At 72.6% G+C, this 14,000-nt stretch carries 12 protein-coding genes; 7 read left to right on the plus strand and 5 right to left on the minus strand.

Translation table 11 applies throughout. The features are described from left to right. The first annotated feature begins 65 nt into the window (after nt 1–65). Nucleotides 66–2,027, plus strand: a complete 1,962-nt coding sequence (locus Sco07f_RS12870) for a pentapeptide repeat-containing protein (protein WP_108987914.1) — start codon at nt 66–68, stop codon at nt 2,025–2,027. Between the two features lie 7 nt (nt 2,028–2,034). On the opposite strand, the gene Sco07f_RS12875 is transcribed toward Sco07f_RS12870, so the two are convergent. The 4 genes from Sco07f_RS12875 to Sco07f_RS12890 form a co-directional block, all read right to left on the minus strand. Next, nucleotides 2,035–2,358, minus strand: coding sequence for a putative quinol monooxygenase (locus Sco07f_RS12875; RefSeq protein ID WP_007446991.1), 324 nt, complete (start codon nt 2,356–2,358; stop codon nt 2,035–2,037). Between the two features lie 166 nt (nt 2,359–2,524). Beyond that, nucleotides 2,525–4,024 carry a tripartite tricarboxylate transporter permease gene (locus Sco07f_RS12880; RefSeq protein ID WP_007446990.1) on the minus strand — a complete coding sequence of 500 codons (1,500 nt, stop codon included), beginning with the start codon at nt 4,022–4,024 and terminating at the stop codon, nt 2,525–2,527. A 1-nt stretch (nt 4,025) separates the two neighbouring features. Further along, a complete protein-coding gene (locus Sco07f_RS12885; protein WP_087792154.1) occupies nt 4,026–4,571 on the minus strand; it encodes a tripartite tricarboxylate transporter TctB family protein in 546 nt (181 codons plus the stop codon). Then, nucleotides 4,568–5,554 (minus strand): Bug family tripartite tricarboxylate transporter substrate binding protein, encoded by a 987-nt coding sequence (locus Sco07f_RS12890; RefSeq protein ID WP_007446979.1) that lies wholly within the window; start codon nt 5,552–5,554, stop codon nt 4,568–4,570. The genes Sco07f_RS12885 and Sco07f_RS12890 overlap by 4 nt, the downstream gene beginning before the upstream one ends. A gap of 339 nt (nt 5,555–5,893) precedes the next feature. Here Sco07f_RS12890 and Sco07f_RS12895 point away from each other — a divergent pair, with 339 nt between their 5' ends. Both Sco07f_RS12895 and Sco07f_RS12900 read left to right on the plus strand, forming a co-directional pair. After that, nucleotides 5,894–7,540, plus strand: coding sequence for a sensor histidine kinase (locus tag Sco07f_RS12895; protein ID WP_108987915.1), 1,647 nt, complete (start codon nt 5,894–5,896; stop codon nt 7,538–7,540). Continuing rightward, complete coding sequence (locus Sco07f_RS12900; protein ID WP_087792156.1) at nt 7,537–8,328, plus strand: response regulator; 792 nt, start codon at nt 7,537–7,539, stop codon at nt 8,326–8,328. The genes Sco07f_RS12895 and Sco07f_RS12900 overlap by 4 nt, the downstream gene beginning before the upstream one ends. Here the strand turns inward: Sco07f_RS12900 and Sco07f_RS12905 are convergent. Next, the gene (locus Sco07f_RS12905; protein WP_087792157.1) at nt 8,291–8,881 is read right to left on the minus strand and encodes a TetR/AcrR family transcriptional regulator; all 591 of its coding nucleotides are present in this window, start codon (nt 8,879–8,881) and stop codon (nt 8,291–8,293) included. The genes Sco07f_RS12900 and Sco07f_RS12905 overlap by 38 nt on opposite strands. 230 nt (nt 8,882–9,111) lie before the next feature. Here Sco07f_RS12905 and Sco07f_RS12910 point away from each other — a divergent pair, with 230 nt between their 5' ends. Genes Sco07f_RS12910 through Sco07f_RS12925 form a run of 4 tightly spaced genes read left to right on the plus strand, consistent with a single transcriptional unit; the run spans nt 9,112 to nt 13,970 of the window. Further along, complete coding sequence (locus Sco07f_RS12910) at nt 9,112–9,711, plus strand: 2Fe-2S iron-sulfur cluster-binding protein (protein WP_007446956.1); 600 nt, start codon at nt 9,112–9,114, stop codon at nt 9,709–9,711. Beyond that, nucleotides 9,708–10,700 (plus strand): FAD binding domain-containing protein, encoded by a 993-nt coding sequence (locus tag Sco07f_RS12915; RefSeq protein WP_054102781.1) that lies wholly within the window; start codon nt 9,708–9,710, stop codon nt 10,698–10,700. Before Sco07f_RS12910 ends, Sco07f_RS12915 begins: the two co-directional genes overlap by 4 nt. Next, nucleotides 10,697–12,847, plus strand: a complete 2,151-nt coding sequence (locus tag Sco07f_RS12920) for a xanthine dehydrogenase family protein molybdopterin-binding subunit (RefSeq protein WP_108987916.1) — start codon at nt 10,697–10,699, stop codon at nt 12,845–12,847. Before Sco07f_RS12915 ends, Sco07f_RS12920 begins: the two co-directional genes overlap by 4 nt. Next, entirely contained in the window at nt 12,840–13,970 is a 1,131-nt protein-coding gene (locus Sco07f_RS12925) for an XdhC family protein (protein WP_108987917.1), read from the plus strand. Before Sco07f_RS12920 ends, Sco07f_RS12925 begins: the two co-directional genes overlap by 8 nt. The last annotated feature ends 30 nt before the right edge of the window (nt 13,971–14,000 follow it).

The raw sequence follows: 14,000 nt of genomic DNA on the forward strand, positions 1-14,000 counted from the left end.
CCGGTCTACGCCCCGTTCGCGGCAGCGGTACGCAACCAGGCGTATCGGCTCCACGTCTCAGAGGCATGACTTCCACCCCGCCCGACGCCAACCCGGACGCTCCCCCCTGGCCGTACTGCCGGTACGGCGGCACGGCGAACGACGTCGGGTGCCGGGGCCTCATCGTCGAGCCCCACGCGGCGTGCCTGGCCCATCTGGGCGACGCCGAACGCTCCGCCTACCTCGCCGGCCTGCGCCCCGGCGCGGATGTCGACCACCGCGGCACCCCGTTGTCGGAGGAACTGCTGAGGGAACTGCTCGACGCCGTCACAGATCCCCGTACAGCCAGAGCCCACCTCGGCCATGCCCGGTTCGGACTGGCCAAGTTCACCGGGAACGCCGACTTCGGCGGGGCGGAGATCGGCGGGGACGCCGACTTCGCGCAGGCGGAGATCAACGGCGACGCCGATTTCACCAGGGCGGTGATCGCGGGCAACGCCACGTTCGCCGGGGCGCAGATGCGCGGCGATGCCCAGTTCTCCAGGGTCGAGATCCGCGGCAACGCCCAGTTCGACGGAGCGAAGGTCGACGGCCACGTTCAATTCGCCAGGGCCACCATTGGCGGGTACGCCTGGTTCGTCAGGGTGGAGATCGGCAGGGACGCCCAGTTCCCCAGAGCTCGCATAGGAAGCGACACCTGGTTCGCGAGTGCGTCGATCGGCGGCAACGTCCAGTTCGGCGGCGCGGTCCTGGGCGGTGACACCGCGTTCCGCGGAGCGGCCATCGGGGGCGACGCCCAGTTCGTCGGCGCGGCCTTCGCCGGCGACGTCACGTTCCGCAGGGCAACGATCGGCGGCGACGCCGGCTTCGGCGAAGTGGCCTTCGGCGGCGACGCCCGGTTCGGCGGGGTGACGATCGCCGGTGATGCCACGTTCGGCAGGGTGCTGTTCACGCACGTCGCAACCGTGGGGCCACTGGTGTGCGGCGGATCACTGGACCTGACGGAGGCGGTGTTCGGGACCGCCGTGACCATCGAGGCAGCCGCGGCGACCGTGGGCTGCCGCCGAACCAGGTGGGCTTCAACGGCCGTGCTGCGATTGCGGCACGCCACCGTGGACCTGAGCGACGCGGTGCTGGAGTACCCAGTGAGCATCACCGCCCAGGCGAAACCGTTCACCCATGACGGGCAGGAGGTCCCCGAGACCGGACTGACAGACCCCCGCGTGCGGGCCGCATCGCTGCGTGGCGTGGACGCGGCTCACCTGGTGCTGACCGACGTGGACCTCACCGAGTGCCTGTTCGCCGGAACCGTCCACCTCGACCAGCTGCGGCTGGACGGCTTGTACGCGTTCGCCACCACCCCCACCGGTCTACGCCGGCGCGGATGGGTGCCGGTGCGCTGGACTCCACGGCGAGCACTGGCCGAGGAGCACCACTGGCGTGCCGGCCGCCCCACCTGCGCGGGCGGCTGGGTACCCGCGCCGGACGGAGACGTGCCACTGCAACCGGCGGCACTGGCGCCGGTGTACCGACAACTGCGCAAGGCCTTCGAGGACGGCAAGCACGAACCCGGCGCCGCCGACTTCTACTACGGCGAGATGGAGATGCGCCGCCACGCCCACGACATCCCCCGCAGCGAACGGGCCCTGCTCACCACCTACTGGGCATTGTCCGGATACGGTCTGCGCGCCTCCCGGGCCTTGGGCTGGCTGCTCGGAGGCATGGCCACGACCGTGCTGCTGATGATGCTGTGGGGGCTTCCGAAGGACGACCCGAAGCCCCAGAGCACCGGCACGCTGACCGGCCGGCGCCTCACGTTGACCACCACCGGGGCCGAGCCGGTCAATCCCGACGGGCCCTACCGCGAGCGTCTGTCGACCAAGAGGTTCGAGAAGTCCTTGCGGGTGGTCATCAACTCGGTGGCCTTCCGCTCCTCCGGCCAGAACCTGACCACCGCCGGCAACTACACCGAGATGGCCTCCCGGCTCGTCGAACCCGCACTCCTCGGTCTGGCCGTCCTCGCTGTGCGTGGCCGGGTGAAACGCTAGGAGAGCACTACTCCACCGCCATCTCGCCCAGCTCCGACCAGCCCTCCTGGTCGACCGTCGCGTTCACGATGCGCGGCGTCCGGGCGAGGTGGGGCGGCAGCTTCTCCTGCGCGGCGCGGAAGTGCGCGGACTGGACGTGGGCCGCGCCCGCCTCGTCGTCGCGGAACGCCTCGACCAGGACGTATTCCGTGGGGTCTTCGACGCTGCGCGACCAGTCGAACCAGAGGCAGCCGGGTTCCGCCCGGGTGGCCCGGGTGAACTCGCCGGCGATCTCCGGCCACTGGTCCGCGTGTTCGGGGAGTACCTGGAACTTCGCCGTGATGAAGATCATGGGTTCGCCTTCTGTGAGCGTGCTCTGGAGTCTGGGCGTGAGCACGAGCGGGCCGGGGACGGTGCGAGTACCTCGCCGTTCGCATCCGTACCCGGTCCCGCGTCGCCGGCACCATCCGGCTCGGCCAGGTGGGGCAGCCGCCCGGTGCCGTTCTGAGGGGCGGTGGTCAGGCGTTCGCCCGTGCCCGCCCCCGGCCCACCAGCCGCTTCACCAGCGGCCAGGCCAGCAGCAGCACGATCACCGCGTACACCGTCACCGAGAACGGCGTGTTGACCAGGCCCGACACGCTGCCGTCGCTGATCTGCAGGGCGCGGCGCAGCTGCTGCTCGGCGTTCGGGCCGAGGATGACGCCGATCACGGCGGGCAGGACGGGCAGGCCGTAACGCCGCATGCCGAACCCGATCAGACCGATGACCAGCAGGATCACCAGGTCGATCACCTCGCCGCCGACCGCGTACGCGCCGACCGCGGCGAAGAACATGATCCCCGCGTAGAGGTACGGACGCGGGATGCGCAACAGCTTGGCCCACACCGGTGCCAGCGGCAGGTTCAGGGCGAGCAGCAGCACCATGCCGACGAAGAGCGAGGCGATCAGACCCCACACCAGCTCGGGCTCGCGTTCGAACAGCAGGGGGCCGGGCTGGATGCCGTACTGCTGGAAGGCGGCCAGCATGACCGCGGCGACCGCCGTCGTCGGCAGGCCCAGGGTCAGCATGGAGACCAGCGTGCCCGCGGCCGAGGCCGACGCCGCCGACTCGGGTCCGGCCACACCCTCGATGGCGCCCTTGCCCCACTCGTCCTTGTGCTTGGACAGCCGCTTCTCCGTGACGTACGACAGGAAGGTGGGTATCTCCGCTCCGCCCGCCGGGATCGCGCCGAACGGGAAGCCGATGAGCGGACCGCGCAGCCAGGACTTCCAGGTGCGCTTCACATCACCGCGGCCGAGCCAGGGGCGGCCCACGGGGATCGGTTCGGCCGACCCGCGCCGCAGATGGGCCGCCACCCACAGCGCCTCGCCGATCGCGAACAGACCGACCGCCACGATCACCACGTCCACACCGTCGGCGAGTTGCAGCGAACCGAAGGTCAGCCGCTGCTGGCCGGTCATCTGGTCCAGGCCCACCAGACCGATCGTCAGACCGATCAGCAGCGAGGCCAGGCCTCTGATCCGCGACGAACCCAGCACCGACGTGACGGCGATGAACGCCAGCACCATGATGGCGAAGTAGTCCGGCGCGCCGATGTCCACGGCCAGGTCGGCGACCGTCGGGGCCAGCGCCACCAGCAGGATCGTGCCGATCATGCCGCCCGCGAAGTGACCGATGGCCGCGGCCGCCAGCGCCTGCGCGCCGCGCCCCGCCTTGGCCATGGGGTTGCCCTCCATGGCAGCGACCACGGCGGCGCTTTCGCCGGGGGTGTTGAGCAGGATGGAGGTGGTCGAACCGCCGAACATCGCGCCGTAGTAGATACCGGCGAACATGATGAACGCGGCGACCGGGTCCAGGCCGTACGTCACCGGCAGCAGCAGCGCCACCGCCATCGCCGGACCGATGCCGGGCAGGACGCCGATGGCCGTGCCGAGCAGCACGCCGAGGGCGGCCCACAGGAGGTTGACCGGGGTGAGGGCCGTGCCGAAGCCGTCCATCAGGGAGTTGAGGGCGTTCATGTCAGAGCACTCCCATCAGCGGACCGCCGGGCAGCGGCACTCCGAGCAGCTGGTCGAAGACGACGTAGGTGATCAGGGACACCACCGCGGCGATCAGCGGATCGCGGTCCGGGCGGCGGCTGCCGAGGGCGAAGGCGGCGCCCCAGAAGAGCAGTGCGCCCGCGACGGGGAAGCCGGCCGGCTCGATCAGGGCCGCGGCGCCGAGGAAGATCCCGGACAGCAGCAGCACCGTGCGCCAGTCGGCCGGTTCGGACAGGTCGACGTCCTCGCCGCCCTCGGCCTCGCCCCGGCCGCCGCGCAGCACGTCGACGGCGAGCAGCGCGGCGATCACCAGCAGGCCGACGCCGACCACGATCGGCACGGTCTTGGGGCCGACCGGGCCGCGCTGGGTGATGTCGACGTCCATGGTGAGCGCGTCGGTCAGGACGAGCACGCCGAGCGCCAGCAACAGGACGCACACGCCCAGTTCGGAGTGCTCGCGCAGCCACGAGCGCGGGCCGGCGGCCGTTGCCCCGCGGTCGTCGGGGAGTTCGGTCCGTGTCGTCACAGTCCCAGCTCCTTCAGCACCGACACCACGCGCTCGTCCTGGGCGTCCAGGAAGTCGCCGAACTTCTCACCGGTCAGGAAGGCGTCGTCCCAGCCGTTCTGGTCCATGGACTTCTTCCACTCGGGGGAGTCGTGCAGCTCCTCGAAGAGGCGGGTCAGCTTGGTGCGCTGCGCCTCGGAGAGGCCGGGCGGGGCGACGATGCCGCGCCAGTTGGTGAAGTTCACGTCGTAGCCGGACTCCATGAGCGTGGGCGCGTCCGCGAGGTCGTCCACCCGCTCGGGGCCGGTGACCGCGAGCACCCTCAGCTCGCCGGCCTTGATCTGGTCCAGGTACTCGCCGACGCCGGAGACCCCGAAGCCGACCTTGTTGCCGAGGATCGAGGCGAGCAGTTCACCGCCGCCGTCGAAGGGGATGTAGTTGACCGACTTCGGCTCGATACCGGCGGCCTGCGCCATCAGCATCGGGGCGAGGTGGTCGGGCCCGCCTGGCGACGAACCACCGCCGACGGGGATCTTGCCCGGGTCCTTCTTCCAGGCGTCGACCAGCTCGTCGATCGTCTTGTACGGCGAGTCCTTGGCGACCACCACGACGTCCTGCTCCTCGGTGAGCCGCGCGATCGGTGTGGCGTCGGCGAGGGTCTTGGGCGCGTGGTTGGAGCGGACGGCGCCCACGACGCCGAGGCCCATGGACATGGCGAGCTTGCCGTTGCCGTGTTCGCTGACCAGCCGGCTCAGGCCCACGGTGCCGCCCGCGCCGGGCAGGTTGAACACCTCGATGTTGTGCGTGAGTCCGGCGTCCTCGGCGTTCTTCGCGGCCGTGCGGGCGGTGATGTCGTATCCGCCGCCGGGCGTGTTGGGAACCATGAAGCGCAGGCCCGGGATCTGGGTGCCGGAGTCGGAGTCGTCGCCCGAGGAGAGCAACGGCGGTCCGGCCAGCACGAGCACGGCGGCCCCGAGCAGGGCAAGGGGGGTGCGCAGGCGCACGAATGACACCACCTGTCGGTTGGGTAGAGAGGTAGGGGGAGCCCTGTGGGGGAGGGTGACGTGGGCCACATGGTGCCCGCGCGTCTGCCTCGTGTCTTCCTTGCGGAACCAAGGGAGGTTGTGTTCATTGCGGTCGCCGGGGCCGCGTGGTCAACATCGCTGTCGGATCGCCGGTTCATTGCGAAGCAGGCACATCGAAGGCACATCCCTTTCCCTTGCCGCAGGTGGAGGCCATGATGGCGACCCGGCACACCCGCCGGCCCCCCCGCCGGTCACCGCATCCCCGTCCGGTCCCCGTCCCCGCCCCCGAAACATCCGTGAGCCGAGAACGAGTCCGCCGTGGCCCCCACCTTCCGCCGTCAGACCCTCGCGGGCGAGATGCTGGTCCTCCAGCTCGCCATCGTCGTGGTCGTCCTGCTCGCGGTCGCCGCCGTCTCGCTCGCCCAGTCCAAGGCCACCTTCAACCGCGTGGAGGGCCGCCGGGTCACCGCCCTGGCCGAACAGCTGGCCGCCACGCCGCTGGTCCGCAGCCAGCTGCTGCGCCCCGTGCCGCAGGAGGCGCTCGCCCCGCTGGTCAACTCCACCCAGACCCAGTCCGGGGTCACCTCCGTCACGGTGGCCGATGCCGACGGCCGCGTCGTCAGCTCCACCGACCCCACGCTGATCGGCGCCAGGCTGCCGCGAGGGAAGGGCGCCGGCGCCTCGAGCGGCTGGTCGGGGCCGCTGAGCGTGCAGGGCAGCCGGGAACTCGTCGCCCAGGTCCCCGTCCTCGGGGCCACCCGGCAGACCCTCGGCCGGAAACTCGGCACGGTCATGGTCGGCGAGGCGGACCCGACGGTGTGGCAGCGCCTCAGCGGGGCCTCCTCCTACCTGCTTGCCTACCTCGGTATCGCCAGTGGCCTCGGGGTGGCCGGGTCCTGGCTGCTGGCCCGGCGTGTCAAACGGCAGACCCTCGGCCTGGAGCCGCGCGAGATCGCGGGCCTCGCCGAACACCGCGAGGCCATGCTGTACGGCATCGCCGAGGGCGTCGTCGCCCTGGACCCGCAGCACCGGCTGACCCTCGTCAACGAGATGGGCCGGCGCCTGCTCGACCTGCCCGCCGACTGCGTGGGCCAGAGCCTGGACGGGCTCGGCATCGAGGGGCGGCTGCGCGACGTACTCGCCGGGGCCACGCCCGAAGCGGCGGAACCGCGCGACGAGGTCGTCGTCCGCCGCGGCAGGGTCCTGGTCATGAACCGGATGACCGTCACCAAGGACGGCCGCCCCCTCGGCTCGGTCACCACCCTGCGCGACCGCACCGAACTCGCCCGCCTGGAACGGGAGATCGGTTCCTTCCGCAGCACCTCCGAGCTGCTGCGCGCCCAGGCCCACGAGTTCGCCAACCAACTGCACACCATCTCCGGGCTCATCCAGATCGGCGAACAGGAGGAGGTCGTGCGCTACGTCCGCGGTCTCAATCAGCGCCGGCAGTCCCTGGACGTCACCCTCAGCCGCCGGGTCCGGGACACCGCGGTGGCCGCGCTGATCACGGCGAAGTCCTCCCTCGCGGCGGAGCGCAGGGTCGCCCTGCGCGTCTCGGACCGCACCGCGCTGGACCGGCTGGAGCCGGCGGACGCCGCCGACGTGGCGACCGTGGTCGGCAACCTCGTCGACAATGCCGTGGACGCCGCCGCGGCCCCGGGCGAGGCACACGAGGCCTGGGTCGAGGTCGAACTGCGGCAGGACGCCGCGAGCGTCGAGATCGTGGTCCGCGACTCCGGGCCCGGCGTGGCGCCCGAACTGGCCCGGGAGGTCTTCTCCCACGGCTTCACCACCAAGGCCGCCCGGCAGGGCGAGCGCGGCATCGGTCTGGCGCTGACCCGGCTGGTCTGCGAACGTCACGGCGGTGAGATCTCGGTGACCAACACCCCCGACGGGGCCATGTTCACCGCCCGCATGACCGTCAGCCACCTCACCGACGCGGTGGCGGAAGGAGCAGCACCATGACGGCAACGAGCGGCACGTCCGACGCGACCGCCCCCACCGCCGCGACCCCGCACGGGCCCCGTGCCGCCGCCCCGATCGGCGTGCTCGTGGTCGACGACGACTTCATGGTGGCCCGCGTCCACCGCGCGTTCGTCGAACGGGTCGAGCCCTTCCGGGTCGTAGGTGTCGCCGGCACCGGGGAGCAGGCGCTCACCGCCGTCGGGGAGCTGCGCCCCGACCTGGTCCTGCTCGACCTGTACCTGCCGGACGTCTTCGGTCTCGACGTCATCCCGCGCCTGCGCGCCGCGGGCCACGACTGCGACGTCATGGTCATCAGCGCGGCGCGCGAGGTGGAGGCGGTGCGCGGTGCCGTGCGGCAGGGCGTGGTCGACTACCTGCTCAAACCGTTCGAGTTCGAGGATCTGCGGGTCCGGCTCGAGCGCTACGCCCTCCAGCGGGGCCGGCTGCTCGGCACGGTCGTGCGCAGCCAGGCCGACGTCGACCGCGTACTGGCCGGGGCCACGGCGCAGGCGGCCACGGCCCCCGTGCTGCCCAAGGGCATGAGCGTGGAGACCGCCGAACTCGTCGAGCGGACCCTGCGGGAGGCGGACGGCACACTGTCCGCCAGCGAGTGCGCCGCGCTGACCGGCATCTCCCGGGTCAGTGCCCGCAGGTACCTGGAGCACTTCCACACCGTGGGCAGCGCCGACGTCTCCCTGCGCTACGGCGTGGCCGGGCGGCCCGAGCGCCGCTACCGCTTCCGCGGCGCGGTCACCGGTCTGGCGCTCCCGCACGCAGGGCGTCCATGACGAAGTCCAGGAACCGGGTGACCCGCGGCTGCCGGTCCTCGCCGGGGCCGATCACCCACAGACCGCCGAGGATCAGGAAGAAGTCGTCTCCGGTCACTCCGGGCCGGATCGTGCCGGCCTCGTGGTTGGCACGGAGCAGGAGCTCGGCCGCGTCCTCCAGCGGGGTGGGGCGCGGCTTCTCCGGCGCCCCGGGCGCGCTGGTGACCAGCCGGATCGCGTCCGCCAGACCCGCCTTGGTCATGGCGAACTCGGCGAGGCGGTCCATCCACTCGCGCAGGGCCAGGTCGGGTTCCCGGGTGGCCAGCATCTCGGGCGCGGCCTGGGCCACCTGCTGCATCCCGTAGCGGTAGATCTCCAGGACCAGCGCCTCGCGGTTCGGGAAATTCCGGTAGAAGGTGCCCTGCCCGACCCCCGCCTTCTTGGCGATGGCGCTCAACGGGGCGTTCGCGCAGTGCGTCAGCTCCTCCGTGGCCACTGCCAGGATGCGTTCGCGGTTGCGCTGGGCGTCCGAGCGCAAGGGAGTGTCCGGCTTGTCCTTCATCGGCTGCGGCACTCGTCCCCCTTTCGGGTTGTGGCCGAATCCCGACCTTGCTAAGCGGACAACTGTCCGTTACGTTTTTCATGAGCGGACAGTTGTCCGGTTGCCCGCCCAGTCTAGCGGCAGACGCGGCCGCGTGAGCCTGCCGGTGGTCGACCGGCCGCGAATGACCCCCCACTGCCTACAGCCCATTTCTCCTTGTCAACAGACATCCCGCTGTCACCAGACACCAAAGAAGGCTGACCATGGCCCCAACGCCCTCGTCGACGTCCAGCGCCGTCACCCTGAACATCAACGGCGAGAAGCACCAGCTGACCGTCGACCACCGCACCACCCTGCTCGACGCCCTGCGCGAGCGCCTGGATCTCACCGGTACCAAGAAGGGCTGCGACCAGGGCCAGTGCGGAGCCTGCACCGTCCTCGTCGACGGGCGGCGCGCCGTCTCCTGCCTCAACCTCGCCGTCGCCGCCGAAGGACGTGAGATCACCACCATCGAGGGCATGGCCGAAGGCGACCGGCTGCACCCGGTCCAGCAGGCCTTCCTCGACCTCGACGGCTACCAGTGCGGCTACTGCACCCCCGGGCAGATCTGCTCGGCGATCGCCGTCATCGAGGAGCACGCGGCCGGCTGGCCCAGCGCCGCCACCGAGGACGTACGTCCCGAAGCCGGCCCCCCACCCCTGACGCCGGACGAGATACGCGAACGGATGAGCGGCAACCTGTGCCGCTGCGGCGCCTACGTCTCGATCGTGCAGGCGGTCACCCGCGCGGCGGAAGCCCACGGGGAGGCCGCCCGTGACGACGACGGCACCCCGGCCGGGACGGCGAAGGAGGCGGCGGCATGAGGGAGTTCGAATACCAGCGCGCCGACGACGTCTCCGGTGCCGTGGCCCTGCTCGCAGCCGACCCGAGTGCCCGCTTCCTCGGGGGCGGCACCAATCTCGTCGACCTGATGAAGACCGGGGTCGAACGCCCCGCCCGGCTCGTCGACGTCCGCGAACTCCCCCTGGACGGCATCGAGGAGACCCCGGACGGCGGCCTGCGCATCGGCGCCACCGTCACCAACAGCGACCTCGCCGCCCACCCCGAGGTACGCCGCCGCTACCCGGTCCTGACCCAGGCGGTCCTGGCCGGCGCCTCCGGACAACTGCGCAACATGGCGACGGTCGGCGGCAACCTCCTCCAGCGCACCCGCTGCGGCTACTTCACCGACCTCAGCAGGCCCTGCAACAAGCGGGCCCCCGGCAGCGGCTGCTCCGCGATCGGCGGCGAGCACCACAACCACGCCGTGCTGGGCGCCTCCGACCACTGCGTGGCCGTACACCCCTCCGACATGGGCGTGGCCCTCGCCGCTCTCGACGCCGCCGTGGAGTACGAGACCCCCGACGGCCCGGGCGAGCTGCCGCTGGCCGACTTCTACCTGCCCGTCGGTGACACCCCGCACCGGGAGACCGCACTGCCGCCCGGCGCACTGATCACCGGCGTCACCCTGCCGCCCGCCCCGGTCGCCGCCCACTCCCGCTACCGCAAGGTCCGCGAACGGGCCTCGTACGCCTTCGCGATCGGCTCGGTCGCCGCCGCGCTCGACATCGAGGACGGCGTCGTGCGCGAGGCCCGGCTGGCCTTCGGCGCGGTCGCCTCGCGGCCCTGGCGGGCCCGCGCGGCCGAGGCCGTGCTGACCGGCGCACCGGCCGACGGCGACACCTTCGCCGCCGCCGCGGACGCCGAACTCGCGGCCGCCAGGCCGCTGCCCGACAACGGATACAAGGTGACCCTCATGCGCAACCTCGTCGTGGCCGTCCTGACCGAACTCGCCGGGGAGGCCGCCCGATGACGACCGCCACCACCGGCCGTACGACGGCCCAGGGCGCCGTCGGCACCGCCCACACCCGCGTCGAGGGCCGCGACAAGGTCACCGGAGCGGCCCGCTACGCCGGCGAGATCCCCTTCGCCGGCCTCGCGCACGGCTGGCTGGTGCTGTCCACCGCGGCCCGCGGCCGGGTGCGCGCGATCGAGACCGAGCCCGTCCTCGCCATGCCCGGCGTGCTCGCCGTCCTGCACCACGGCAACGCCCCGCGCGTCGACACCGACTACATCGGCCTGCTAGGCATCCCGCCGGACCCCACGGCCGCCGTCTTCCAGCAGGACCGGGTGCACCATGTGGGTTGGCCGGTCGCGCTCGTCGTCGCCGAGACGCCCGAGCAGGCCCGGGAGGCCGCCGAGGCCCTCGTCGTCGCCTACGACGAGGAACCGCACGACACCGAACTCACCACCGGGCACCCGGGCGCCCACCCGGCCGGCGGCGTCATGCCCGGCGAGACCGCCAAGGGCGACCTGGCGGCCGGCCTCACCGCCTCCGCCGTCGTGGTGGACGAGGAGTACACCACGCCCGAAGAGCACCACAGCATGATGGAGCCGCACGCCGCCACGGCCCGGTGGGACGGGGGCCGGCTGGAGGTCGTCGACTCCAACCAGGGCACCACCTGGATCCAGACCGAACTGGCCAGCATGTTCTCGCTGGACGCGTCCGCGGTGCGGGTGCGCTCCGAGCACATCGGCGGCGGCTTCGGCAGCAAGGGTCTGCGCGCCCACCAGGTCGCCGCCGTGATGGCCGCGACCCAACTGCAGCGGCCGGTGCGCGTGGTGATGACGAGGCGCCAGATGTTCTCGCTGGCCGGCTACCGCAGCCCCACCGTCCAGCGGGTGCGGCTCGGCGCCGACGCCGACGGCCGGCTGCGTGCCCTGGAGCACCGCTCGCTGAACCAGACGTCCACCGTCTACGAGTTCGTCGAGCCGAGCGCGGGCGTGGCCCGGGTCATGTACGACGCCGAAGCGCACCACACGGCCAACGAGGTCACGCCACTCGACGTGCCGTCGCCGACGTTCATGCGCGCGCCGGGCGAGGCGCCGGGCTCCTTCGCCATCGAGTCGGCCCTCGACGAACTGGCCGAGCGCTGCGGCGTCGACCCGATCGAGCTGCGCCTGCGCAACGAGCCCGAGGTCGGCCCGGTCTCGGGGCTGCCGTTCAGCAGCCGCAATCTGGATGCCTGCTTCCGCGAGGGCGCCCGGCGGTTCGGCTGGGCCGAGCGCGACCCGCGCCCCGGCGTGCGCCGCGACGGACGCTGGCTGCTGGGCACGGGCACGGCCGCCGCCTCCTTCCACTCGGGCGCCGGCCCCTCCACGGCCCTGCTGACCGCGGAGGCGGACGGGAACTTCACCGTGCGGATCGCCGCCGCCGACATCGGCACCGGTGCCCGCACCGCGCTCACCCTGGTCGCGGCCGACGCGCTGGAGGTCGCTCCCGAGCGGGTCCGGGTCCGCATCGGCGACAGCGACTTCGGGCCGGCGATGATCGCGGGCGGCTCGATGGGCACCCGCTCGTGGGCCTGGGCGATCACGGCCGCGGCCGCCGAACTGCGCGAGCGCCTCGCCCTGGGCGCCGACATCCCGGCCGACGGCATCACCGTGCGGTCCGACACCACCGAGGCCCTGGGCCGCCTCGCGCAGAAGGAACGACACTCCTTCGGGGCACAGTTCGCCGAAGTGGCCGTGGACACCGCCACCGGCGAGGTGCGGGTGCGCCGCATGCTCGGCATCTTCGCGGCGGGCCGGATAGTCAACCCGCTCACCGCCCGCAACCAGCTCGTCGGCGGCATGGTCTGGGGCATCTCCATGGCCCTGCACGAGGAGGCGGTACGGGACCGGGCGAGCGGCGCCCTGTACGCCCCCGACCTGGCCGGCTACCACGTGGCCACCAACGCCGACGTGGGCGACATCCAGGCGGACTGGGTGGACGACCCCGACCCGGACGACCCGGTCGGCATCAAGGGCGTCGGCGAGATCGGCATCGTGGGCGCCGCGGCTGCCGTCGCCAACGCGGTGCGCCACGCGACCGGCGTGCGCCACCGGAACCTGCCGATCCGGCCCGACCGGGTGCTCGCGGCGGGGGTGCCCACGGCCGGGGGCGGCACGGATGCTTGACATCGCCGACGAGCTGAACCGCTGGCTCGCCGAGGGCCGGGAGTTCGCCGTCGCCACTGTCGTCTCCGTCGGCGGCAGCGCACCGCGCGGGCCCGGCGCCGCCCTCGCCGTCGACAGTGGCGGCACGGTGATCGGCTCGGTTTCCGGAGGCTGTGTGGAGGGCGCGGTGTACGAACTGTGCACCGACGCCCTGCGCAGCGGCGAGACGGTGCGCGAACGCTTCGGCTACAGCGACGAGGACGCCTTCGCGGTCGGCCTGACCTGCGGCGGGATCGTCGACGTCCTGGTCACGCCGGTCGGCGCCGACGCACCGTCGCGGGAGGTGTTCCGCGCGGCGCTGGCCACCGCCGCCCGGGGCGGGACCGCGGGCCTCGCCCGGGTGGTGCGGGGCCCGTCCGAGCTGCTGGGCCGGGCGATGCTGGTCCGCCCCGACGGCACCCACGAGGGCGGTCTCGGCGGTCACCCCGACCTGGACCGCACCGCGGCCGCCGAGGCCCGGGCCCTGCTCGACGCCGGGCGCACCGGCACGGTCGGGCTCTCGGAGGACGGATCGCACTGTCCCGGCGGGCTCACCCTGCTCGTCGAGTCCAGCGTGCCGCCGCCCCGCATGATCGTCTTCGGGGCGGTCGACTTCGCCGCGGCGCTGGTACGGGCGGGGAAGTTCCTCGGACATCACGTCACGGTGTGCGACGCCCGGCCCGTCTTCGCCACGCGGGCCCGCTTCCCGGAAGCCGACGAGGTCGTCGTCGACTGGCCGCACCGCTACCTGCGCGACACCCCGACCGACGGGCGCACGATGCTGTGCGTGCTCACCCACGACGCCAAGTTCGATGTGCCGCTGCTGGTGGAGGCGCTGCGCAAGCCGGTCGCGTTCGTCGGCGCGATGGGCTCGCGCCGCACCCACGAGGACCGCGACCGACGGCTGCGCGAGGCGGGCCTGACCGAGGACGAGCTCTCCCGGCTCCGCTCACCGATCGGCCTCGACCTCGGCGCCCGCACCCCCGAGGAGACGGCCCTGTCCATCGCGGCGGAGATCGTCGCCCTCCGCCGCGGCGGCACGGGCACGCCCCTGACTGGCGGGGCGGCACCGATCCACCGGGAGGTGACGGGGGCTGCCGCCTGAGGCGGGGAGGACGGGCCCCTGCCGAACCGG

Source organism: Streptomyces coelicoflavus, from assembly GCF_003112555.1.
In the GTDB taxonomy this organism is placed as follows: domain Bacteria; phylum Actinomycetota; class Actinomycetes; order Streptomycetales; family Streptomycetaceae; genus Streptomyces; species Streptomyces coelicoflavus.

Excerpts from the sequence above, each read along its gene's own strand:
- Sco07f_RS12870 (WP_108987914.1), top strand. The coding sequence starts at position 66 with ATGACTTCCACCCCGCCCGACGCCAACCCGGACGCTCCCCCCTGGCCG.
- Sco07f_RS12875 (WP_007446991.1), bottom strand. The coding sequence starts at position 2,358 with ATGATCTTCATCACGGCGAAGTTCCAGGTACTCCCCGAACACGCGGAC.
- Sco07f_RS12880 (WP_007446990.1), bottom strand. The coding sequence starts at position 4,024 with ATGAACGCCCTCAACTCCCTGATGGACGGCTTCGGCACGGCCCTCACC.
- Sco07f_RS12900 (WP_087792156.1), top strand. The coding sequence starts at position 7,537 with ATGACGGCAACGAGCGGCACGTCCGACGCGACCGCCCCCACCGCCGCG.
- Sco07f_RS12910 (WP_007446956.1), top strand. The coding sequence starts at position 9,112 with ATGGCCCCAACGCCCTCGTCGACGTCCAGCGCCGTCACCCTGAACATC.
- Sco07f_RS12915 (WP_054102781.1), top strand. The coding sequence starts at position 9,708 with ATGAGGGAGTTCGAATACCAGCGCGCCGACGACGTCTCCGGTGCCGTG.
- Sco07f_RS12920 (WP_108987916.1), top strand. The coding sequence starts at position 10,697 with ATGACGACCGCCACCACCGGCCGTACGACGGCCCAGGGCGCCGTCGGC.
- Sco07f_RS12925 (WP_108987917.1), top strand. The coding sequence starts at position 12,840 with ATGCTTGACATCGCCGACGAGCTGAACCGCTGGCTCGCCGAGGGCCGG.